The 21,097-nt window shown below is 47.3% G+C and carries 25 protein-coding genes, 4 tRNA genes and 1 riboswitch; of the genes, 24 read left to right on the top strand and 5 right to left on the bottom strand.

Translation table 11 applies throughout. The features are described 5' to 3' along the window. Both HXW94_RS06500 and HXW94_RS06495 read right to left on the bottom strand, forming a co-directional pair. Positions 1-459: IS607 family transposase (locus HXW94_RS06500; RefSeq protein ID WP_178366081.1), on the bottom strand; the 459-nt coding region annotated here is incomplete at its 3' end. Between the two features lie 35 nt (positions 460-494). After that, the gene (locus tag HXW94_RS06495; RefSeq protein WP_178366080.1) at positions 495-698 is read right to left on the bottom strand and encodes a DUF2442 domain-containing protein; all 204 of its coding nucleotides are present in this window, start codon (positions 696-698) and stop codon (positions 495-497) included. 340 nt (positions 699-1,038) lie between these two features. Then, positions 1,039-1,150, top strand: a riboswitch (TPP riboswitch). 103 nt (positions 1,151-1,253) lie between these two features. Here HXW94_RS06495 and thiC point away from each other — a divergent pair. From thiC to HXW94_RS06390, 22 genes are all read left to right on the top strand, one after another. Then, positions 1,254-2,540: a phosphomethylpyrimidine synthase ThiC gene (gene thiC / locus HXW94_RS06490; protein WP_178366079.1), complete on the top strand. Its 1,287-nt coding sequence runs from the start codon at positions 1,254-1,256 to the stop codon at positions 2,538-2,540. 315 nt (positions 2,541-2,855) lie between these two features. After that, a complete protein-coding gene (locus HXW94_RS06485; protein WP_178366078.1) occupies positions 2,856-3,059 on the top strand; it encodes a hypothetical protein in 204 nt (67 codons plus the stop codon). Beyond that, positions 3,056-3,322 (top strand): ParE family toxin-like protein, encoded by a 267-nt coding sequence (locus HXW94_RS20305; protein WP_425484213.1) that lies wholly within the window; start codon positions 3,056-3,058, stop codon positions 3,320-3,322. Before HXW94_RS06485 ends, HXW94_RS20305 begins: the two co-directional genes overlap by 4 nt. Before the next feature lie 159 nt (positions 3,323-3,481). Next, positions 3,482-3,982 (top strand): hypothetical protein, encoded by a 501-nt coding sequence (locus HXW94_RS06480; RefSeq protein WP_178366077.1) that lies wholly within the window; start codon positions 3,482-3,484, stop codon positions 3,980-3,982. Then, positions 3,982-5,181: a bifunctional phosphopantothenoylcysteine decarboxylase/phosphopantothenate--cysteine ligase CoaBC gene (coaBC, locus tag HXW94_RS06475; RefSeq protein ID WP_178366076.1), complete on the top strand. Its 1,200-nt coding sequence runs from the start codon at positions 3,982-3,984 to the stop codon at positions 5,179-5,181. Before HXW94_RS06480 ends, coaBC begins: the two co-directional genes overlap by 1 nt. Positions 5,182-5,185: 4 nt before the next feature. Continuing rightward, positions 5,186-5,782 carry a uracil-DNA glycosylase gene (locus HXW94_RS06470; protein WP_178366075.1) on the top strand — a complete coding sequence of 199 codons (597 nt, stop codon included), beginning with the start codon at positions 5,186-5,188 and terminating at the stop codon, positions 5,780-5,782. Then, on the top strand, positions 5,772-6,668 hold the full coding sequence (locus HXW94_RS06465) for a tyrosine recombinase XerC (RefSeq protein WP_178366074.1): 897 nt from the start codon (positions 5,772-5,774) through the stop codon (positions 6,666-6,668). The genes HXW94_RS06470 and HXW94_RS06465 overlap by 11 nt, the downstream gene beginning before the upstream one ends. 209 nt (positions 6,669-6,877) lie before the next feature. Further along, on the top strand, positions 6,878-7,423 hold the full coding sequence (hslV, locus tag HXW94_RS06460; protein WP_178366073.1) for an ATP-dependent protease subunit HslV: 546 nt from the start codon (positions 6,878-6,880) through the stop codon (positions 7,421-7,423). Between the two features lie 24 nt (positions 7,424-7,447). Further along, a complete protein-coding gene (gene hslU, locus HXW94_RS06455; RefSeq protein ID WP_178366072.1) occupies positions 7,448-8,809 on the top strand; it encodes an ATP-dependent protease ATPase subunit HslU in 1,362 nt (453 codons plus the stop codon). Further along, positions 8,806-9,693, top strand: a complete 888-nt coding sequence (gene argB, locus HXW94_RS06450) for an acetylglutamate kinase (RefSeq protein ID WP_178366071.1) — start codon at positions 8,806-8,808, stop codon at positions 9,691-9,693. Before hslU ends, argB begins: the two co-directional genes overlap by 4 nt. Before the next feature lie 131 nt (positions 9,694-9,824). Next, positions 9,825-11,021 carry an aspartate aminotransferase family protein gene (locus HXW94_RS06445; protein WP_178366070.1) on the top strand — a complete coding sequence of 399 codons (1,197 nt, stop codon included), beginning with the start codon at positions 9,825-9,827 and terminating at the stop codon, positions 11,019-11,021. Then, positions 11,018-11,932 carry an ornithine carbamoyltransferase gene (gene argF / locus HXW94_RS06440; protein ID WP_178366069.1) on the top strand — a complete coding sequence of 305 codons (915 nt, stop codon included), beginning with the start codon at positions 11,018-11,020 and terminating at the stop codon, positions 11,930-11,932. The genes HXW94_RS06445 and argF overlap by 4 nt, the downstream gene beginning before the upstream one ends. Positions 11,933-12,099: 167 nt before the next feature. After that, positions 12,100-13,479, top strand: a complete 1,380-nt coding sequence (gene argH, locus HXW94_RS06435) for an argininosuccinate lyase (RefSeq protein WP_178366068.1) — start codon at positions 12,100-12,102, stop codon at positions 13,477-13,479. Then, positions 13,476-13,922 (top strand): hypothetical protein, encoded by a 447-nt coding sequence (locus tag HXW94_RS06430; RefSeq protein ID WP_178366067.1) that lies wholly within the window; start codon positions 13,476-13,478, stop codon positions 13,920-13,922. The genes argH and HXW94_RS06430 overlap by 4 nt, the downstream gene beginning before the upstream one ends. Further along, complete coding sequence (gene folK, locus HXW94_RS06425; RefSeq protein ID WP_178366066.1) at positions 13,909-14,454, top strand: 2-amino-4-hydroxy-6-hydroxymethyldihydropteridine diphosphokinase; 546 nt, start codon at positions 13,909-13,911, stop codon at positions 14,452-14,454. Before HXW94_RS06430 ends, folK begins: the two co-directional genes overlap by 14 nt. Continuing rightward, a complete protein-coding gene (gene fsa, locus HXW94_RS06420; protein WP_178366065.1) occupies positions 14,438-15,082 on the top strand; it encodes a fructose-6-phosphate aldolase in 645 nt (214 codons plus the stop codon). The genes folK and fsa overlap by 17 nt, the downstream gene beginning before the upstream one ends. Positions 15,083-15,167: 85 nt before the next feature. Further along, positions 15,168-15,242: transfer RNA gene (locus HXW94_RS06415), tRNA-Gly, on the top strand. Between the two features lie 3 nt (positions 15,243-15,245). After that, positions 15,246-15,320, top strand: a tRNA-Cys gene (locus tag HXW94_RS06410). Positions 15,321-15,731: 411 nt separating this feature from the next. Further along, positions 15,732-15,947 carry an AbrB/MazE/SpoVT family DNA-binding domain-containing protein gene (locus tag HXW94_RS06405; RefSeq protein WP_004072278.1) on the top strand — a complete coding sequence of 72 codons (216 nt, stop codon included), beginning with the start codon at positions 15,732-15,734 and terminating at the stop codon, positions 15,945-15,947. Then, positions 15,944-16,369, top strand: coding sequence for a type II toxin-antitoxin system VapC family toxin (locus tag HXW94_RS06400; protein WP_178366064.1), 426 nt, complete (start codon positions 15,944-15,946; stop codon positions 16,367-16,369). Before HXW94_RS06405 ends, HXW94_RS06400 begins: the two co-directional genes overlap by 4 nt. A 779-nt stretch (positions 16,370-17,148) precedes the next feature. Beyond that, positions 17,149-17,322, top strand: a complete 174-nt coding sequence (locus HXW94_RS06395) for a type II toxin-antitoxin system HicA family toxin (protein WP_178366063.1) — start codon at positions 17,149-17,151, stop codon at positions 17,320-17,322. An 11-nt stretch (positions 17,323-17,333) separates the two neighbouring features. Beyond that, entirely contained in the window at positions 17,334-17,729 is a 396-nt protein-coding gene (locus tag HXW94_RS06390; protein WP_178366062.1) for a type II toxin-antitoxin system HicB family antitoxin, read from the top strand. A gap of 329 nt (positions 17,730-18,058) precedes the next feature. On the opposite strand, the gene HXW94_RS06385 is transcribed toward HXW94_RS06390, so the two are convergent. Further along, a tRNA-Pro gene (locus tag HXW94_RS06385) sits at positions 18,059-18,135 on the bottom strand. A 295-nt stretch (positions 18,136-18,430) separates the two neighbouring features. Continuing rightward, positions 18,431-18,504, bottom strand: a tRNA-Gln gene (locus tag HXW94_RS06380). Positions 18,505-18,844: 340 nt separating this feature from the next. On the opposite strand from HXW94_RS06380, the gene larE reads away from it, so the two are divergent. After that, positions 18,845-19,690, top strand: a complete 846-nt coding sequence (gene larE, locus HXW94_RS06375; RefSeq protein ID WP_246293766.1) for an ATP-dependent sacrificial sulfur transferase LarE — start codon at positions 18,845-18,847, stop codon at positions 19,688-19,690. Positions 19,691-19,745: 55 nt separating this feature from the next. Here the strand turns inward: larE and ndk are convergent, their stop codons facing one another. Then, positions 19,746-20,165 carry a nucleoside-diphosphate kinase gene (gene ndk / locus HXW94_RS06370; RefSeq protein ID WP_425484212.1) on the bottom strand — a complete coding sequence of 140 codons (420 nt, stop codon included), beginning with the start codon at positions 20,163-20,165 and terminating at the stop codon, positions 19,746-19,748. A 219-nt stretch (positions 20,166-20,384) separates the two neighbouring features. Between ndk and coaE the strand changes: the two genes are divergently transcribed. Further along, positions 20,385-20,996 carry a dephospho-CoA kinase gene (gene coaE / locus HXW94_RS06365; RefSeq protein ID WP_178366061.1) on the top strand — a complete coding sequence of 204 codons (612 nt, stop codon included), beginning with the start codon at positions 20,385-20,387 and terminating at the stop codon, positions 20,994-20,996. Positions 20,997-21,097: the final 101 nt, after the last annotated feature.

The raw sequence follows: 21,097 nt of genomic DNA, 5'->3' as shown, positions 1-21,097 counted from the left end.
ATCTTCTTTATCGTTTAGAGTCTGATTTAAAACGACTAATTCACATCCGATATGGTTACATAAGATTTCGATATAATTAACACCGAAACGCGCTAACCTGTCTTTGTGTTCTACTACTAATTTCGTAACTCGGGCTTTAGCCAGGACATCTTCAAGTTTTTTACGCTTATCGTTTAGACCTGAACCAATTTCTTTGACATTGAGATGTGTTTGCCAACCGTTAGCGTTGCAGAAGTCGATTAGGCGCTGCGATTGGCTTTCGAGACTGGATTTATTTACAGAGGAACTTACTCTGGCATAGGTAACGATAAATTCGGTTTTGGGGATTTGTTTTTCGTCCGGCACAATAATAGTACCAGATGCGAGTTTATACGCATTGGGGATTTTACCTGTTCTAAAATGTTCCCATGCAGTCCGATAAGCTATACCCTGTTTTTTTGCCCAGACACTTAATTTCATAAGTATATATTAAACACATTTTAATCTATTGTCAACTATTTTATGCTATGTTTTATATGAAACTTTATAATACCGTAAAAGAAAGGTTTTACTTGTTTAAAATAATTTTTATTTTTTAATTGTTTAAATACACCTTTCTCAAGGTAAGGTTTAACATCAAATATTCCCGTTCGTCCGTCAGACAATTCAACAAATAGCGTATAATCATTTTCTGCAAATACACTTTTTACCTTTAACATTTTTCACCTCAACGGATCTATTTTATAAAGTTGCTGACCTTGGGCTTGGTCATAACATCGGCTACAGCGTAGGTTGGGTTGAACGAAGTGAAACCCAACAACTTATCGACGTTGGGTTTCGTTCCTCAACCCAACCTACCAAAAATCCGTATGGCCTAAAATTTGACCAAGGCCAAGCCATATTCCAATGTCAGAAAGTTAAGATGCTTTCAGATTAAAACCAAAAACCACGAAGTTCACGAAGAACATGAAGTTTGTAATATAACAAGGCGTTCAGCACTGCCCCAAAGTAAAATCCATTGACAGAACCTTCCAAATCAATTATGTGAGATTTCAGTTAAGTGAATCACGGGGGTGCTTTTATAAAAGCTGAGAGAAGTTCGTTCAAAACTTCAACCCTTGGAACCTGATCCGGTTCGTACCGGCGTAGGAAACGTGATTGGCGCTTTGGCATATCGCTTGTTTGTCATTTTTTTCCGACGCCTTCTTCCGACGCCTTCCGTTTCAGTTTCCCTCCCATAAAAAGATCATCGATGTAAAAGAGGAGATGTACAGATGTCACAGTCGTATACGACCCAGATGGATGCAGCCAGAAAAGGCATTTTCACCCCGCAGATGGAACAGGTACTCGCCAATGAACCTATCTCAAAAGAGGCGCTGATGCAAGGCATTGCCCAGGGCCGGATTGCCATCCCTGCCAATAAGAATCATTTAAACCTGAAAGCCGCAGGCGTGGGAAAAGGGCTTAAAACCAAAATTAACGTCAATTTAGGCGTATCCAAAGATGTCTGCTGTTTTGATTCGGAAATAAATAAAGCCCGGTTGGCCATAGATTACCAGGCAGACGCCGTCATGGACCTGAGTGTGTCCGGCGATACTGAAAAATTTAGAAAGTCCCTGGTGGAACAGATCCCTGTGATGATCGGTACGGTGCCCATTTATGACACCTTGACCCGTACCGGAAAGCCCACACAGGACATCACCCTGGAAGAGTGGTTTGAAACCGTTGAGATCCATGCCGCCAACGGGATTGATTTTATTACCATCCATGCCGGACTTAACCGGAAATGCGCCCAAAGCATCAAAACCAATCCGCGGCTATGCGGCATTGTCAGCCGGGGCGGGGCTATCCTGTTCGAATGGATGGAAAAAACCGGCAATGAAAATCCCTTTTATGAACATTTTGACCGGCTTCTGGAGATCTGCCGGGCCCATGATGTCTGCATCAGCCTGGGGGACGGACTGCGGCCGGGCGCCATCAAGGATTCAACCGACGCCCCCCAAATCGAGGAGCTGATTACCCTGGGAGAGCTGACCAGGCGGGCCTGGGAAAAAAACGTACAGGTTATGATCGAGGGACCGGGTCATGTGCCCTTGCATGAGATAGAAATGAACATGCAACTCCAGAAAAAGCTGTGCCACAACGCCCCGTTTTATGTGCTGGGTCCCCTGGTTACCGACATTGCCCCCGGCTATGATCATATCACGTCAGCCATCGGCGGTGCCCTGGCCGCCATGCATGGCGCTGACTTTTTATGCTATGTCACCCCGGCGGAACATTTGCGCCTGCCAACTGCAGACGATGTTAAAGAAGGTATTATGGCCTCCCGGATCGCCGCCCATGCCGGAGATCTGGCCAAGGGGCTTAAAGATGCCGAAATTTCAGACCATAAAATGAGCAAAGCCCGGGGGGAATTGGACTGGGAGGGTCAGTTCGACTGCGCCCTGGACCCGGAAAAGGCACGGCAGTTCCGTAAATCGTCGCAGCCTGAAGAAAAAGAGGTCTGTACCATGTGTGGTGATTTTTGCGCTGTTAAACGTGTGGGGGCTTTACTGAAATAACGGCATATACCCTGGCAAGTTGCATTAATAGTTTTATATTCATGCATCGGTTGACGTTAATGCCATTCTAATTTTATTCTCGCACAAAGCCTCAAAGGCACAAAGGGTCATAAAACTAAATAAAACTCGATGATCGAGTAACAGCTTTGTGTCTTGGTGTCTTTGTGCGAGTTTTTTAATTTAAAAAAATTATGTAGAATTGCTGAAGTTAATGACATTGAATTGACATTTCATGGGATTCGTTTTAGAAAAAATAACAGAAAAATTCAGAACCAAAGCCGTACGGCAATGGACTAACGTAAAGGCAGGACTGGTATGAATATCACTATAGAAAAAATTCAAGATGACATATTGTCCCTTCCGGATAATGACAAACTTCGACTTTCTAAATGGTTTGCTCAATTAGAAGGGGAACTTTGGGATAAAGAAATTGAAAACGATTTTAAGGAAGGTGGCAGAGGAAGAGACCTGTTGAATCAGATAAAATCTGATTTTATAGCTGGTAAGTGCATGAGATGAGATTAAGGTCTTTCACTCATCCAGATTTCTGGGCATGCTACTACAGACTTCCCAAACAGATTCAGAATCTTGCAGACAGTAAATTTGAACTTTTCAAGAAAGATCATAAACACCCTTCACTGAACTTCAGCAAGAAAGGCGCTGTTTGGACGGTAAACATCGGTTATCATTACAGGGCGTTGGCTTATAGGGAAGGCATCGATATTGTCTGGTTCTGGATCGGGACCCATGAGGATTACAATAACCTTATGAATAGATATTAGATAGAGCCCACGAAGAACACGAAGTTCACGAAGATATTAGCGTACTAAACTTCGTGTTCTTCGTGAACTTCGTGGTTTTAATCATTGCATTGACATTTAAGGATATTCGTTTTAGAAGAAATAGAATTTGCGGTAACGAATAACCTGGAGAAAATATTAATGCAAATTCGTCATTGTCTGTCATCAACTTTCTTAGTTTGTTTGATCTTTACAGCCCTTATTTCTGTTTCAGGGTGCGGACATTTTGAGGGGGCGTCTGAACCGGAACAGGTCCAGTCCCCCCAGCCCGAGGTAGAAAAGAAACCTGTTGCGGTTTATCATGATTTTGAAGATGTGCTGGTGCCCGAGGATTTAACAATTATAAAAGACCGCACGGTTGTGGTGTCAACACCCGGATTCAGATCCGGAATCCTTACCCTTAAGGGGCGTTTGGAGCCCAATTCCCTTTATCATTTTTTTTCCATAAACATGGAAAAAGATAACTGGGATGTCCTTTCCAGGATTAAAGCCCCGGAAACCACCATCATGGTATTTCAAAAGGCCACCCGGTGTGCTGTGATTACCATCCGTGAACAACAGATTTATACCTATGTTGAAATCGGAATCGCCCCGACACTGGGCAGCATATCCCAAACCCCAACAAACGATGCGATTTACTGATGACATTACAAGACAAACACATTTTTTTAGGTGTGACCGGCGGTATTGCCGCCTATAAATGCGTTGAACTGCTAAGGCGTTTCAAAAAGGCCGGGGCTGATGTGGTCGTGGGCATGACCCGGGCCGCCACCCGGTTTGTGGGGCCTGTCACCTTTGAGGTGCTTTCGGAAAACCCGGTGCTGCTGGACTTGTGGGAAGGGCCCGGCGCCGGGGTTGCGCACATTCAGGTGGCATCACAGTCGGACCTGGCCGTCATCGCACCGGCTACGGCCAACTGCATCGGCAAGCTGGCCCACGGCATTGCCGACGATGCCTTGACCACCACCATGCTGGCCATGACCTGTCCTGTTTTGATCTGCCCGTCCATGAATACGGACATGTACCAGAATAGACAGGTGCAGAAAAATCTGGACCTGCTCGAAGAATCAGGCATTCACATCCTGGATCCGGATTCCGGGGTGCTTGCCTGTAAGGTCAGCGGTGCCGGGCGTCTGCCCGAACCCTGGTTTATTTTTGACCGGGCCTGTGCGCTTTTTTACAAGAAAGACCTTAACGGCAAAACCGTTCTGGTGTCTGCCGGCCCCACGGTTGAGCCCATTGATCCGGTGCGGTTTATCAGCAACCACTCCTCGGGTAAAATGGGGTATGCCGTTGCGGCGGCGGCAGAAAAAAGAGGGGCCAGGGTCATCCTTGTGTCCGGTCCTGTCAACCTGGATGCGCCTGCCGGCGTGGAATGCGTGTCCGTAGGGTCCTGCGACCAGATGTATGATGCCATGTTTGATCACCTGGATCAGGCTGATATCATCGTTAAGGTGGCGGCGGTGGGGGATTTCAAACCTGTTTCCACCCAGGCCCATAAAATTAAAAAGAGTGGGGAGCAAGGTCATATGACCCTTGAACTGACCCAGAACAAGGATATTTTAAAGGCCATTGGGCTCAAAAAAAGGAAAAATCAATACCTGGTCGGCTTTGCTGCGGAGACCCGTGATCTTGAAACCTATGCAACGGGCAAGATGGAAAAAAAACACCTGGACATGATTGCGGCCAACATTGTCGGCAAAAGCGGTTCCGGCTTCAAGGCGGACACCAATAAAGTCAAACTGTTTACCCGGGACGGCCATGTTACGGATCTGCCGTTGATGCCAAAGGAGGCAGTGGCCCACGCCATTCTGGATGCTGTTGTCCAGGCAATATCTTAACCCCATGGATATTTTTAACGGTAAGGCGACCCAAGATTCAGACTGCGGGCATGGGGTTGTCCAGGCGCTTCATGCGTTAAGCGGGTTTCTTAAATTTCAAAAAAGTCTGGGCAACCGGTCCATGACCCTGGGCCAAGATGCGATGCATATCCTTGACACATGGGGCACGCCGTCATGGCCCCCGCCGTTTTTTGCCGCCCGGGGACCTGAGGATGCGCGCATCGTTCTGGTGGACAGTGAGGGGACCTTTTTTAACGGAGACCCCGGCAGCCTTTTGGTCAAGATGCTTTCCGCCATGCATCTGGCGCCTTCTGGTGTGTATATCTGCAATGCTGCCGACACTGCGTTGCTTACCCGCCACATCGTGACACACAAACCTTTGGTCGTGGTGGCATTGGGAGAACAGGCCTGCCAAATGATGAACGGCACGGCTGATCCCCTGGCCAAAATCCGGGGGAATTTTTTTCAATATCACGGGGTGCCGGTCATGGCCACCCACCATCCTTCGGCCCTTGTGAAAACCCCTGCCTTGAAACGCCAGGCCTGGGATGATCTTAAACAGGTCATGGCCTGCGCAGGACTGGACCGCCATGATTCTTGATGACTATCTGAGTACCCTGGAAGCTGAAAAAGGGTATTCCGTCCATACGCTTCGGGCCTATTTTACGGATATAAAAAGCTTTATCCTTTTTTATCTGGAGACCTGCAACTGCCGGGATGAAAACTGGCAACAGGCCTTTGACGAAAAGGTCCAGCAGGTGGACAAGATGATCGTGCGCAGATATCTTGCCGCCCAGACGGCTTTGAAAAAAAGTAAAAAAACCCTGTCAAGGCGGCTGTCCGCCTTAAAATCTTTTTTTGATTACCTGGTCAGGGCCGGGCGGATCAGGCTGAATCCTGCGGATGCCATCCCTTTTCCAAAACTTGAGAAAACCCTTCCCAAGGCCATGGGGATTGATGATATTTTCAGGCTGCTGGATACCATGAAAAGTGATACCTGGATGGACAGGCGCAATCTTGCCATGTTTGAGCTCTTTTATTCCACGGGCATGCGCATCGGTGAGCTGCATATGCTTAATATCCAGGATATTGATTTTCATGCCGGGCTTATCCGGGTTCTGGGCAAGGGAAACAAGACGCGCATCCTGCCCGTGGGCAGGCGTGCCCTTGATGCGGTCCAAGCCTACCGGGCGGATCTCAAGGAAAATCTTTCTGCGGTATTTTTAAATAAAGACTTTCAAAGGCTTGGCAGGCGATCCATTCGACGTATTCTTGATAAGGTGGTTTTGGAATGCGGTTTAGGTTTGAACATATCACCCCATACCCTGCGGCATACCTTTGCCACCCATATGCTGGATTCCGGGGCAGATCTTCGGGGGATTCAGGAGATTTTAGGCCATGCCAGTCTCTCCACCACCCAGGTCTATACCCATGTGAGCATGGATCGCCTGATGGCCGTCTACGACAAGGCCCACCCCCGAAGGTAAACATTTTATCAAATCAAATTAAACATGAAAAATAGATAATTGGCTGATTTCCAGCAATTCTAAATATGAATCCTTTAGTTGAAAAACTCACACCAAGACACCAGACACAAAGATTTTTATTCGCCTTTGTGTCTTTGAGGCTTTGTGTGAGAATAAAATCAGAGTTGCTGCTGATGTCAGGGCGAACAGAATCAGGAGAACGATATTATATGGATAATCAACAATTTCACGGCACCACAATTCTTGCCGTCAGAACCCCAGACATGGTTGTGGTTGCCGGTGATGGACAGGTTACGTTAGGCACTGTGGTAACAAAACATAAAGCCCGGAAGGTCAGACGGATTTATCACAACCGGATTGTGACGGGATTTGCCGGTGCCACGGCCGATGCCCTGACCCTGGCTGAAAAGCTTGAGGAAAAACTGGATCAGTTCAGTGGCAGCTTAACCCGGGCCTGTGTGGAACTTGCCCGGGAGTGGCGCACGGACAAATATCTTCGCCGTCTTGAGGCCATGATGATTGCAGCGGATAAAGAAAACCTGTATCTTCTGTCAGGTAACGGGGATGTGATCGAACCCGATGAGGGGGTTATCAGCATCGGGTCCGGCAGCACCGCCGCCCAGGCTGCCGCCGTGGCCCTGATTGAAAATACGGATATTGAACCGGTTCAGATTGTGGAAAAAGCCATGAAAATTGCCGCAGATATCTGTATCTACACCAATCATCATGTTACCATTGAGACTATAGAAAGTTAATAACTAACCATTGGAAATAATTTAATGAAGGATCTCAAACCCCACCAGATTGTAACGGAACTCGATAAGTACATTATCGGTCAGAATGACGCCAAAAAATCAGTAGCTGTCGCTCTAAGAAACCGATGGCGCAGGCGGCAGCTGGAACCGGATCTCCAGGAGGAGATTGCACCTAAAAATATCATCCTCATTGGTCCCACGGGGGTCGGCAAAACGGAAATTGCCCGCCGCCTTGCCAATTTGACGGATTCCCCTTTTTACAAGGTGGAGGCATCCAAATTCACCGAAGTGGGGTATGTGGGCCGGGACGTGGAATCCATGATCCGGGACCTGGTGGAACTCACCGTGAACATGCTCAAAGGGCGCCAGCAGGAGGCAGTCCGGGAAAAGGCGGTAAAAATCGCCCGGGAGCGGGTGCTGGATATCCTTTTGCCTTCCCCGAAAAGCAGTCCGGCATTTGGTGATATAACAGATGATGCATCTCAAACCTCTGATGACAAGCCCGCGGAACACACCCGGCAAAAGCTTGGGAAAATGCTTGATGACGGCAAGCTTGACGACCGTAAAATAGATATTGATGTCCAGGATAAAAATATTCCCATGGTGGAGATTTTTTCAAATGCCGGCATGGAGGAGATGGGGATCAATATGAAGGATATGCTGGGTAATCTCATGCCCAAAAACACCAAGAGCCGCAATGTAAAGGTCAAAGAAGCCCTTGCATTGATTGCCCAGGAAGAGGCGGCCCATCTGGTGGATATGGAAGCGGTGAAAACCGATGCCGTTACTTTGGTGGAGCAGTCCGGCATTATTTTTATCGACGAGATTGACAAGATTGCGGGCAAAGAAAAGAGCCACGGGCCGGAAGTGTCCAAGGAAGGGGTGCAAAGGGATCTGTTGCCCATTGTGGAGGGCAGTTCCGTGCCCACCAAGCACGGTACCGTGAAAACAGATCATATCCTGTTTATTGCCTCAGGTGCCTTTCATGTGTCCAAACCTTCGGACCTTATTCCGGAACTGCAGGGTCGTTTTCCCATCCGGGTGGAGCTTTCCTCGTTGGGCGCATCGGAATTTGCCCGGATTCTCACCGAGCCTAAAAATGCCCTGGTGCTGCAGTATATTGCTTTGCTGCGCACCGAAGGGGTCCAGTTAAGTTTTACCCAGGGGGCCGTGGATAAAATTGCCCAAATTGCCGTTGAGGTAAACGCATCCATGGAAAATATCGGGGCACGGCGGCTTCATACGCTCATGGAGCGCCTGCTTGAAGAGATTTTATTTAATGCCCCGGATGTCGAGGAGACCAACATCTCCATTGATTCCGATTTTGTTGAACGACAGTTGGCGGATATTGCCAGAAATCAGGACTTGAGCAGGTATATTCTATGAAAAATACGGTTGCAGACATATTGATAGAGGCCTTACCGTATATCCGGAGATTTTCCGGAAAAACCGTGGTGATCAAATATGGCGGACATGCCATGGTGGATGAAGACCTGAAAACCAATTTCTCCAAGGACATCAGCCTGCTTAAAACCATCGGGGTCAATCCGGTGGTGGTCCATGGCGGCGGGCCCCAGATCAATGAGGTACTCAAAACCATGGGGATCACCTCCACCTTTATCAAAGGCATGCGGTACACGGACGATGCCACCATGGATGTGGTGGAAATGGTGTTGGGCGGCAAGGTGAACAAGGATGTGGTATCCCGGATCAACCTGGAAGGTGGCCGGGCCGTGGGCCTTTCGGGGAAAGATGCCGGATTGATCCTGGCCGAAAAAATGACCATTTATCACCAGGAAGATGCAAGTAAACCGCCTGAGATTATTGATCCGGGCATGGTGGGGGATGTGTCCCGTATCAATCCTGAAATTATTCACACGCTCAGCGCCCGGGGCTTTATCCCCATTATTGCGCCGGTGGGGGTGGGCAGCAGAGGCGAAACCTATAATATTAATGCCGATGTGGTGGCGGCAAGGATTGCCAGTGCCCTGAATGCCGAGCGCCTTATCCTGGTTACGGATGTGGACGGGGTGCTGGACAGTGACAAAACACTTATCTCATCCGTGAATGAACCCCAGGCCCGGGAGATGATCCGGGATAACCGGATTTCCGGGGGCATGATTCCAAAGGTGGAATGCGGACTGTCCGCCCTGAATACCGGCGTTAAAAAAGCCCATATTATTAACGGGAAAATCGCCCATGCCGTTCTGCTTGAGCTGTTTACGGACTCCGGTATCGGCACCCAGTTGTTTGCCGGTGATTTTAAATAACCCCCATGTTCTATCGGACACAATAGACTATGAAAAACATTTTAACCACAGAAATTACAGAATTCTATCTTCAGTGTCTTCCGTGATTTCCGTGGTTAAATTTTTTCATATAAAATAAGGAAAAATATAAAATGACCATTGAACTTACCCAGGATCATGTGTTTCAGACCTATGCGCGCCAGGGTCGGCCCTTTGTCAAAGGGCGGGGTACCAAACTTTATGACGATCAGGGCAATGAATATACCGATTTTCTGGCCGGCATTGCCGTATGCAGTATGGGGCATTGCCACCCGGATATCACCGCAGCCATTGCTGCCCAGGCAGGCACCCTGGTGCATGTGTCCAACCTGTTTTATACAAGGCCCCAGGCCGAACTGGCAAAGGTGCTGACGGAAAAATCCTTTGCAGACCGGGTCTTTTTTGCCAATTCAGGGGCCGAGGCCAACGAGGCGGCTATCAAGCTTGCCCGGCGGTTTTTCCAGGCAAAGGGGGAGAGCGACAGATTCAAGATTGTGACCATGGCGCAAAGCTTTCACGGACGGACCATGGCAACACTGTCCGCCACGGGCCAGGACAAAATCAAAGAGGGCTTTTATCCCCTGCTGGATGGATTTGTCCATGTACCCTTCAATGATATTGAGGCGTTGAAAGCTGTTCTGGATGATACGGTGTGTGCGGTGATGATGGAACCGGTGCAGGGGGAGGGCGGGGTGATCCCTGCCGATCCCGAATATATCAAGGCCGTAAGGCAGCTTTGCACGGATACCGGCACGCTGCTGATTTTTGATGAAATCCAGACCGGCATGGGCCGTTGCGGGACATTATTCGCCCATGAATCCTATGATGTGACACCCGACATCATGACCCTTGCCAAGGCCCTGGCCAATGGGGTTCCCATCGGGGCCATGCTGGCCACTGAAACGGCTGCCCGGGGATTTGACATCGGCAGTCACGCCACGACCTTTGGCGGCACCCCCATTGCCACTGCCGCAGGCCTTGAGATGGTTCGCTTGATCTCTGAACAAGGTTTTCTGACGTCCGTCCGTGAAAAAAGCGCCTATTTTATGGCGCAGCTCAATGGTTTAAAAGAAACGTATCAAAACGTGGTGGATGTCAGGGGAAGAGGGCTGCTTCTCGGTATGGAACTTGATATTGCCAAGGGAAAAACAGCCTCAGCGTATGTGTCTGAGTGCTTTAAAAAAGGCTTTATTATTAATGCAATCCAAGATAAAATCCTTAGATTTGCACCGCCCCTGATTATCGAGATCGATGAAATTAATCAACTGGTTGCCGTACTGGACAGCCTGCTTGCAGGAGAAGATCATTGAACAAGGATTTATTGTGTTTACTGGACCTTGAACCCCAGGATTTTACAACCCTGTTTGAAAGGGCATTAAGTCTGAAGGCGCGTCATAAAAAAGGCATTTTCGATGCCCTTCTGGCCGGCAAAACCCTGGGCCTTATTTTTGATAAGAAATCCACCCGGACCCGCATTGCATTTGAAACGGCCATGATTCAGCTGGGCGGACACCCCATATATATGAGCACCCAGGATACCCAGATATCCAGGAATGAGCCGGCAGAGGATACGGCCCGGGTTTTATCCCGGTATATTGATTGTCTGGCCATGAGAACCTTTGACCACGATTTGGTGGAAGCGTTTGCCCAAAGCGCCACGATTCCGGTGATCAACGCCCTGACGGATGCCTTTCATCCCTGCCAGATTTTAAGCGACATTATGACCGTGATTGAACATAAAGGCGGGTATGAGAATGTCAGGATCGCCTGGGTGGGGGATGGTAATAACGTGGCCAATTCATGGGTCAATGCGGCGGCCGTGCTGGGGTTGGACCTGATTGTGGCCTGTCCGGACAACCACCATATTAAGCCTGATATGATTGCCGCATCCGGGGCAGACACAAAGAAAAATATTGTGTTTACCAATGACCCCAAAGAGGCGGTCAAAGGCGCCGATGTGGTGTATACCGATGTGTGGGCCAGCATGGGAGAGGAAGACGAGCTTGAAGGTCGCCTTAAGGCATTCGAGGGATTCCAGGTTAATGAGGAATTGCTCAAAGGTGCCAAGAACGACTGTCTGGTGCTTCACTGCCTGCCTGCCCACAGGGGGGAGGAGATTGCCGAGTCTGTCCTGGAAGCGCAAAATGCGGCGTTCTGGGATCAGGCGGAAAACAAGCGGCATATGCATAAAGCCATTTTGGAACAATTGATTTTAGGCTGAAAGAGAAGAATGGATTGGTTCTAACGTAGGCCGCTGTAGGGGCAGGCCCCTGTGTCTGCCCTGGCCCCTGTGTCTGTCCTAACGAGGGCAACCACAGAGGGATTGCCCCTAAGAAAATTGGCCTGCAATAGAATCAAGTCCGAGAAGAACTACATAGGAATAAAAAAATGAGTGAAAAACTATGGGGCGGTCGGTTTGTCGAATCCACGGATAAACTGATGGAATCTTTTAACGCGTCTATTGACGTGGATAAACGCCTCTATAAAAGCGATATAAAAGGCAGCCAGGCCCACCTTGAAATGATGGAAAAGCAAGGGATTATTTCATCAGAAGATGCTGAAACCCTGGTTCAGGGTCTGGATACCGTAAAGACCCGGATTGATAATAATGAAATGGCCTTCACTGACGCCCTGGAAGATATCCACATGCATGTGGAGGAGAATCTAGGCGATGTCTGTGGACCTGTGGCCAAAAAACTGCATACGGGCAGAAGCCGTAATGACCAGGTGGCGCTGGATGTGCGCATTTATCTTAAGGAAGAGACCTTAAACCTTATTCAGATGCTTAAAGATTTCCAGGCCGCTCTGGTGACCCTTGCCGATGCCAACAAAAAAACGGTAATGCCCGGATATACCCATATGCAGCGGGCCCAGCCCATATTGCTTGCCCATCACATGCTGGCCTATTACCAGATGTTCAAGCGGGATGTGGGCCGTCTGGAGGATTCCCTGGCGCGCCTGGATGTGATGCCTCTTGGCTCGGCAGCCCTGGCCGGCACCACCTATCCCATTGACCGGGAATATACCTGTCAGGTTCTAGATTTTTCCCGGGTATCGGAAAACTCCATGGACGCGGTATCTGATCGTGATTTTATCATGGAATTCATTTCCCATGCGTCCATCTGCATGATTCACCTGTCCCGGTTGTCCGAGGAGCTGATTTTATGGTCCACATCGGAATTTGCCTTTATCACCATTTCCGATGCCTTTACCACAGGTTCTTCCATCATGCCCCAGAAAAAAAATCCGGATGCGTGCGAACTTGTCAGGGGGAAGACAGGGCGTGTGGTGGGCAATCTTATGGCTATTTTAACCATCATGAAATCGTTGCCCATGGCCTATAATAAGGACATGCAGGAAGATAAGGAACCTTTATTTGATACGGTTGATACCTTAAAAATATGCCTTGATGTGTATACCCGCATGCTGGCGCATATTGAAGTGCATCAGGATCGGATGCGCACTGCCTGTATGACAGGGTTTTTAAATGCAACCGATTTTGCCGATTACCTGGTCAACAAGGGTATTGCCTTTCGAACGGCCCATGGTATTGCCGGCAAGGCCGTCAATTTTGCCATGGGGCAGGGTAAGGAACTGGATGATTTGAGTCTTGAAGAGATGCGTTCTTTCAGTGATCTTATTGAAACGGATATTTATGATTTCATCAGCCTGGATGCCATGGTGGCCCGGCGCAACTCCCATGGTGGCACCGGATTTGACAACGTATCCGCAGCTGTGGATGCGGCCCAAAAGGAGCTTGGCATTTGAAGCGGATATTTCAGTGTGTCGTATTATGTCTTTTTTTTATCCTTTTGGGTGCAGGTATATTTTTTATGGCGGCGGGATGCGGTAAAAAAGGGCCGCCTGTGCCCCCAACGAAGAACGCTGCTGATATTCCAGCTGCCCCCACAGGCTTGAAATACACGCTCAAGGATCGAGATCTGACCCTTTCATGGCGCTGTGCATCTTTGCCGGATCAGGCACAAGAACCAAGGGTTGAAGGATTTGAGGTCTTCATGGCCACCAAACCCCTGGCCGGCTGCCAAGGATGTCCTTTCATATTCAAATCCCTGGGCGTGGTTCCCATGCCCAGGAAAAGCTTTGTATACACCCTTGATCAGGATCTTCATTATTATTTCAGGGTCCAGACCCTGGGGCGTGACAACATAAAAAGTAAGGTATCGGATACCCTTTATATTGAATTCCCCTGATTCCTTACCCCAGACCCCTGCATTTTTAAGCATCGGCACCAATGTGGGAAATAAGCCGGCCAACATTGGTCTGGCCATCAGGCGTCTTGGGGCAACAGGCGGCATTTTTATAGAGGCCCTGTCAAAATTTTATAAGACAGTGCCCCAGAACTATACGGATCAGGACTGGTTTGTGAATGCAGCCATTAAGATCAACACGGTGTATTCTCCGGAACAGCTTTTAGAGGTACTGCAAGCCATTGAAAAAGAGCTGGACCCGGATGGTAAACCGTTTAAATTTGGTCCGCGCAGGATTGATCTGGATATTATTTTTTACGGCCAAAAGGTGATGCGCACAGCAACGCTTGTGCTTCCCCATCCCAGAATGCATGAACGCGCCTTTGTATTAAAACCCCTTTGTGACATAGATAAAAATCTGGTTCACCCGGTAACCGGCTTGACCGTGGGTGAACTGTTCGAACAAATTAAAACAGATGACAGCCAGGCGGTGACCGCCCTGGCCAAGGAGGAGACCCGTGAAATTTTTTATTGATACCGCCAATATTGAACAGATCAAGGATGCCAATGATATGGGCATGGTGGATGGTGTGACCACCAACCCTTCCCTGATTGCCAAAGAAGATGGTGAGTTTAAAGATATCATTGCGCAAATCTGCAACATTGTTGATGGTCCCGTTTCTGCAGAAGTAATCAGTCTGGCGTATGAGGGGATGGTATCCGAGGCCCGGGAACTTGTAAAAATTGCCGATAACATTGCCGTGAAAATTCCCATGACCGTGGAAGGGCTTAAAGCGGTTAAAACATTATCTGCCGAAGGCATTAAGACCAATGTAACATTGGTGTTTTCAGCACTCCAGGCCCTGATGGCGGCCAAAGCCGGTGCAACCTATGTCTCTCCCTTTGTGGGGCGCCTTGATGATCTGGCCCAGGAAGGTATGGGACTCATTGAAGAAATCGTTCAGATTTTTACCAATTATGATTTTGATACCCAGATTATTGTGGCATCCGTGAGAAGCCAGCTCCATGTTCAGCAGTCTGCCCTGATAGGGGCGGATATTGCCACCATCCCCTATGGCGTGCTTAAGAAACTTGCCGCACATCATATGACCGACAAGGGTATTGAGTCCTTTCTTTCTGATTGGAACAAAAAAAATCAATAGCAGGGGAATTGAAAAAATAAGGATGTTGTTAAAATTGTCATTGACAAAAGCTGCGCATCCATCTATAAATACTTCCTGTTGCTGAGCGGGAATAACTCAGTGGTAGAGTGCGACCTTGCCAAGGTCGAAGTCGCGGGTTCAAATCCCGTTTCCCGCTCCACCAGGCGGCTTAGCCAAGGGGTAAGGCGACGGCCTGCAAAGCCGTTATTCCCCGGTTCAAATCCGGGAGCCGCCTCCAAACTCGATTATAAGGGCTTAGAAGATTTCTTTCTTCTGAGCCCTTTTTTATTTTCCCAGTCGCTAGTAAAAAAGTAAAAACGATGGACTTTGTCCAAGCTTTTTAGTATCTGAACTGTGAAAACTGTCTTAGGTTAACGTTTTCAACCGTTAAAAACCCCAAAACCACCATGTTGTATTTGGGAATTGAAGATAAAGAAGTTCACAGCGTTCTAATGAACGAAATCGGCTAACGGCACCCCGTGGGGAATTTGTACCAAATGTTTAATGGAACTCAACTATACAACATCCTGCCAGTCTTGAAAAGGTGCGGCTAATACACCGCTTACGTCGAAATAAATTATCTTTACTGATTGACAAATTGTAAAGATATGCAATATCTTTGCTATATACAAAAAGTAAAGGAGGGGTTATGCCAAAGGTCAGTGCAAAAAGACAAATCACTTTGCCCGTAAGTCAGTGTCAAGCTCTGGGGATCGAACCAGGGGATGAAGTGGAAAGCTTTGTAGCTTATGGTCAGCTAACCATTGTAAAAAAGAAGCAGGGAGCCGCAAGAGGTATCTTAAAGCACGTCCAGGGGAATCCTTCTATGACTGATGAGGAGTCTATGGAGAGTTCCCTGCAATGATTGCAATCGACACCAACGTTTTGTTGCGATACCTGCTTGAAGATGATGCCGAGCAGTTTAAAAAAGCTGTCAGGTTAATTTCAGGTCAGCAGAAGATTTTAGTTACAGATGTCGTGCTGGTTGAAACGATCTGGACACTGAGCGGTAAAAAGTACCAGTTAAAGAAGCCTGAACTGGTGACCGTTCTTCAGTCGTTGTTCCAGGAACCGAATATAAGATTTGAAGATGCTCAAGCTGTGTGGCTGGCGCTTACCGATTATCGAAATGCAAAACCGGTGAAGGGTAAAGAAGCTGATTTTGCGGATGCCCTGATCGTCAACAAATCTAAGCGAGTCGCCAACAAAGAAAATCAACATTTTAATGGATCTTTCACTTTTGATCTTGCAGCACAAACTTTACCGGGGGCCAAGGCTCCAAAATAGCTGAAACGCCGGAAGATAAAATATTCCTGGTTATAACGGATTTGGGGGAGGGTACTTAAAACCGCTCATTGAAGCGGAAGTCAAAAGATTTTGCAGCCAATTTTCATGATATCTGGATTTGTTTAGCCATTCGGCAGGACACCTCCATCCATCATGTCTTTCTACCCGTGTTGGTATCCCTGTTTTTTTTGAGATCCGTATTTCTTTCATCGTATAACCTTCTTTGATTCCGTTTGGAAAAAGCTCCGGGAATTTTTCAATGAATGGCGTCAATTCATTCCTGAACTCTATTGGATCTTTTATAATGTCATTATTATAAACGACAGATTGCTTATTGTTCAGTCAAAAAATCACTCCCTCCCCCAAATCCGTTATAACCAGAATTTTTTTAAGTTTTGGTATAAAATAAGGCATCTTTCATATGATCCCAAAAGTACTTTACACTTTTTGAATGGAGGTTCCCGAAAAATGGGGGTCGGCATCTGGAAAGTGTAAAGCGGCAAATGAAGGATGCCTAAAATAATGATAAAAATTTGCGAAATTTGTCATATTAAGACGATATTTGACTATATTTTTGCTAACAGTTAAAAACCCCGGTCTGCCCATGGCCGGGGTTTTACCTTTTGCTGCGTAACCCCTTGAATCCACTTGATGGTCCTTTTTTTAAACCCGTCGAATTAACGGGTTTAGGCCACACCTCCCGTGTGCACATGGGTTGATTGATGACCCATAGTTCAAAAAACTTGATGATGTTTACACACAAGTGTATATTGAGATCAATGAAAAGACAAAAACTGCTGAAAGCCATTAAAGAAAAAGGGGCCGTCATGATCCGCCAGGGCGGTCAGCACGAAGTGTGGGAAAGTAAAAACGGGTATCGGTTCGCAGTCCCCCGGCATGCAGACATCAAAGAAGGCACGGCAAAAAGTATTATCAAGCAGGCAGACAAGTAAAGGAGGTGCCAATGGATATTTATTATGCGATCTTTTCACCCGACGGCGGCGGATGGTCTGTCCGATTTCCGGACGCGCCGTCTGTGAACACCTGCGGCAATACTGTTGAAGAATCTCTTGCCATGGCTGTGGATGCACTAAGCGCAATCATGGTATTAGGACGAAAGGGCCGTGAGTATGAAGCCCCCAGGGGATACGACGAAATCAAAAAAGAGGCCAAACATGGGGAACTTATTTTCCCTGTGGTGCCGTGTGAAAAAAACATGGACGAATACAGGCCCAAAAAACGTATTAACGTCATGGTGCCCGTGGATCTGCTGGACCGGGTAAATGCGTATGTTAAGACCAGGGATGGCATGGATAGATCCCGGTTTATATGTAGTGCTGTTGAACGGGTATTGGAATAAAACACAAAAAAACCCCTTGACACCACAAGCAACATACTGCTGAGCTAATGAATAACCATTCCCTAAAAATTAAAACTGTTAAAATTGGGGGACAAATCATGAGCAAATTAAATTTTAAAATTTAGACACCCCAGGTTAGACCTTTATGACTTTATAAGGCGTCGCTCCACACGACACCCCTTGAGCCCATAACCCTGTATTTATTCAAGAATTCAGATTTTCAAGACAATTCCCAGTGACACACAAACTTGTAGTCAGACTTGTAGCCGAGCATGTTTCACAACAAAAAAAAGGCCCCCAGCAAAACCGCTGAGAGCCTTTATTAGCAATGGTCGGGACGACTGGATTTGAACCAGCGACCACTTGTCCCCCAGACAAGTGCGCTACCAGGCTGCGCTACGTCCCGTTAAAAACAACGTTCGGGTATCTATCACTTCTATTCGTATATGTCAATAAAGATTAATGTTTTTTTTAAAAATTTTATTTCGTGTAGACGGGTGTCATGTTGGGTGATATTCGGGTTGGTAATAATTTTTTCCTCTCTCCCCCCAAAAAAACGGAGTACTGAAAAAAAAGCGGGAAACCGGCAAAAAATATTGATATAAGAAAAAGCATGGCCTCTTCTTTTAAAGTGGGTAAAGGAAGGTCAGTCAGAAAATAAAAAAGGCTCTCAGCTAAAAGCTGAAAAACCTTGATATGATTGGCTGGCTGATAAGGATTCGAACCTTAATTGACGGAGTCAGAGTCCGTAGTCCTGCCATTGGACGATCAGCCAGCAAGCGAACAATGTGAAGCTATATACAATAAGGGCATGCTCAAAGTCAAGAAAATATTCGTCCTGAATCAGAGATTCAGAAGGGACTTGTAAAAGCCCTGGTTGATTAGCCTGCGTCTCTATTCTTGGGGACTGGGTTCGGCAGGATGTAGAGATCGTGTGGCTTCTTAGGTCGATTCGTATCTGAGAGGCCACACAACAAAAAAATACGACGCTAAGGCGTTCCCTATTTTCGCTATCGCTCGGGAAGGGGATGCCTTGGCAAAAAGTTGAAAGTTGAGATTCATCCCCCGCCAAATCAAAGATTCGGCGGGGGCTTCTCGGCCGGAAAGTTAAATTTATGAACAATAGTATGATTCATTGGAGGGATTCAGGCAAAGGGCTGCGGGCCGAAAATCAAGAATTTTCCCATCTTCTTGATTTGTTAAAGGATGCTCCGGGTGTGGCCATTGCATTTTCAGGTGGTGCGGATTCGGCTTTTTTGCTTGCGGCAGCACGTATTGCAGGGGTGGAATCGGTATTACCTGTTACCGTTGTTTCTGATTTTTTTACCGCCGGAGAAAAAGAACGGGTGATCCGTTTGGGTCAATATTTGGGCATAGCCCCTGTTTTTGTTCCTGCAGATATTCTAGATGACGCCAGGGTGACCCGAAATACGGACAAGCGTTGTTATTTTTGTAAATTATTTTTATTTTCCAAGGTCATGGCGGTAGCAAAGAAATACGGGGTTCATACCTTTTTGCACGGGGCAAACCTGGACGACTTAAAGGAAGTTCGGCCTGGTATGGATGCGGCCCGGGAACTGGGTTTTAAAGCGCCTTTGGTGGCGGCTGGTTTTTCAAAAGAGAAAATCCGTGCGAGCTCAAAGATATTGGGTCTTGAAACATGGGATTTGCCTGCCCAGTCCTGCCTGGCCACTCGTATTCCCCAAGGAGATATCATCACGCGAGAAAAGCTTATAAAAATTGAGCGGGCCGAAATATGCCTGCATGATTTGGGGTTTGGCCGGGTGCGGGTGCGGTGCCATGGGGATTTAGCCCGAATTGAGGCGGAAGCTGATGACTTACATCGTTTTGTGGCGCCGGATGCAAGGCGGGAAATAATACACGCGTTTAGATGTGCGGGTTTTTCTTCTGTCTGTCTTGATCTATGTGGTTATGCGCCGACATCCGGCATGTTACCATAAATTGAATTGCCCCCGGCGTCATCAGACGGCCGGGGATGGAATGTTTTGGATGCTTCTAACGGGCGTGCAGTTCTAAGGCATTGAAGAAATAACCGATTTCAAAGGCAGCGGTTTCAGGGGCATCAGAGCCGTGGACAACGTTTTTTTCAATGTCCGTGGCATACGCCTTCCGAATGGTGCCTTCTTCTGCTTCTTTGAAATTTGTGGCGCCCATTAGTTTTCTATTTTTTGCGATGACATCTTCACCTTCAAGTACCATTACAACGATGGGGCCGGATGTCATGAAATCAGTCAGGCTGTCGAAAAAAGGACGTTCCTTGTGGACCGCATAAAACCCCTGGGCTTGGGATTTGCTGAGATGGATCATTTTCATGGCTGCAATTTTAATGCCGTTGGTTTCAAAACGTTTGATGACTTCGCCGATGACGTTTTTTTCTACACCGTCGGGCTTGATAATGGATAAGGTCCTTTCCACGTATATTCCCCTTTAATTATTAATAAAAAAAGTTAATGGTCGATTGAACGGGCTTGATAAATATCACAGGAATATATTATAAGTCAAACTCGATAAACGTTAGGAATTGAAGCGGAAAAATAATTTAATAGTATAGGAATTTTTATTCCCCAGCACCCAGCACCCAGCACCTAACAGCCCACCCAAAGGGCCCTAATTTAATATAAATGATGGAGCGTGATGCTTAAAATAGGCGTAACAGGATCGGCAGGTTCCGGAAAAAGTCTTGTGTGTGAGGGATTTAGGCAAATCGGCCTGGTAACCCTGGATTGTGATGAAATTGCAAGACAGGTGGTAGCGCCGGGTCAGCCTGCGTATCATCAGGTCGTTAAGGCGTTTGGGTCCAAAATTGTAGCCCCGGACCGCACGTTGGATCGCCCGGCCCTGCGACGTATGATTGTCTCCACAAAAGGGGGGCGGGAAAAACTTGAATCCATTCTGCATCCTGTCATTATTCGTGAGACGGTCAGGCTGATGGATGAAGCGGTCGATTCAAAGCAAACGTCATGTGCGGTTGAAGTTCCCCTTCTGTTTGAGCTTGGCATGGAAAATCTTTTCGATGTCGTTGTGGTGGTCACAGCTTCGGATAACACCCTTGTTGACCGGATTGCCTGCAGGGATGGGGTGGACCGGGAAAGCGCCCAGAAGCTTTTAGCCATCCAGATGCCCCAGTCTGAAAAGGTTAAAAAGGCTGATTATGTCATTGAAAATAGAGGTGAGCCGGAAGCTGTTTTTAAATCAGTGGCAGTTTTGTATCGAAAACTTGTCAATCAGCGCTTGACAAAAAAATAATAATATCTTAATAGATTTTTTGAACTACAGACGTTTCACATTATCTGTCTTTTTTTTCCGTAGGGTCGATTGGCCTCCAGATTGTCAAAAAGACATCCCCA

This window comes from Desulfobacter latus, from assembly GCF_013389365.1.
Lineage (GTDB): Bacteria > Desulfobacterota > Desulfobacteria > Desulfobacterales > Desulfobacteraceae > Desulfobacter > Desulfobacter latus.
The sequence above is the reverse complement of the archived record's forward strand: the minus strand, read 5'-3'. Positions and strand labels throughout refer to the sequence as shown.

Bases quoted from the DNA above. Each gene is read 5' to 3' on its own strand.
- HXW94_RS06495 (WP_178366080.1), bottom strand. From the start codon at position 698: ATGTTAAAGGTAAAAAGTGTATTTGCAGAAAATGATTATACGCTATTT.
- thiC (WP_178366079.1), top strand. From the start codon at position 1,254: ATGTCACAGTCGTATACGACCCAGATGGATGCAGCCAGAAAAGGCATT.
- HXW94_RS06485 (WP_178366078.1), top strand. From the start codon at position 2,856: ATGAATATCACTATAGAAAAAATTCAAGATGACATATTGTCCCTTCCG.
- HXW94_RS20305 (WP_425484213.1), top strand. From the start codon at position 3,056: ATGAGATTAAGGTCTTTCACTCATCCAGATTTCTGGGCATGCTACTAC.
- HXW94_RS06480 (WP_178366077.1), top strand. From the start codon at position 3,482: ATGCAAATTCGTCATTGTCTGTCATCAACTTTCTTAGTTTGTTTGATC.
- coaBC (WP_178366076.1), top strand. From the start codon at position 3,982: ATGACATTACAAGACAAACACATTTTTTTAGGTGTGACCGGCGGTATT.
- HXW94_RS06470 (WP_178366075.1), top strand. From the start codon at position 5,186: ATGGATATTTTTAACGGTAAGGCGACCCAAGATTCAGACTGCGGGCAT.
- HXW94_RS06465 (WP_178366074.1), top strand. From the start codon at position 5,772: ATGATTCTTGATGACTATCTGAGTACCCTGGAAGCTGAAAAAGGGTAT.
- hslV (WP_178366073.1), top strand. From the start codon at position 6,878: ATGGATAATCAACAATTTCACGGCACCACAATTCTTGCCGTCAGAACC.
- hslU (WP_178366072.1), top strand. From the start codon at position 7,448: ATGAAGGATCTCAAACCCCACCAGATTGTAACGGAACTCGATAAGTAC.
- argB (WP_178366071.1), top strand. From the start codon at position 8,806: ATGAAAAATACGGTTGCAGACATATTGATAGAGGCCTTACCGTATATC.
- HXW94_RS06445 (WP_178366070.1), top strand. From the start codon at position 9,825: ATGACCATTGAACTTACCCAGGATCATGTGTTTCAGACCTATGCGCGC.
- argH (WP_178366068.1), top strand. From the start codon at position 12,100: ATGAGTGAAAAACTATGGGGCGGTCGGTTTGTCGAATCCACGGATAAA.
- HXW94_RS06405 (WP_004072278.1), top strand. From the start codon at position 15,732: ATGCCAAAGGTCAGTGCAAAAAGACAAATCACTTTGCCCGTAAGTCAG.
- HXW94_RS06400 (WP_178366064.1), top strand. From the start codon at position 15,944: ATGATTGCAATCGACACCAACGTTTTGTTGCGATACCTGCTTGAAGAT.
- HXW94_RS06395 (WP_178366063.1), top strand. From the start codon at position 17,149: ATGAAAAGACAAAAACTGCTGAAAGCCATTAAAGAAAAAGGGGCCGTC.
- HXW94_RS06390 (WP_178366062.1), top strand. From the start codon at position 17,334: ATGGATATTTATTATGCGATCTTTTCACCCGACGGCGGCGGATGGTCT.
- larE (WP_246293766.1), top strand. From the start codon at position 18,845: ATGAACAATAGTATGATTCATTGGAGGGATTCAGGCAAAGGGCTGCGG.
- coaE (WP_178366061.1), top strand. From the start codon at position 20,385: ATGCTTAAAATAGGCGTAACAGGATCGGCAGGTTCCGGAAAAAGTCTT.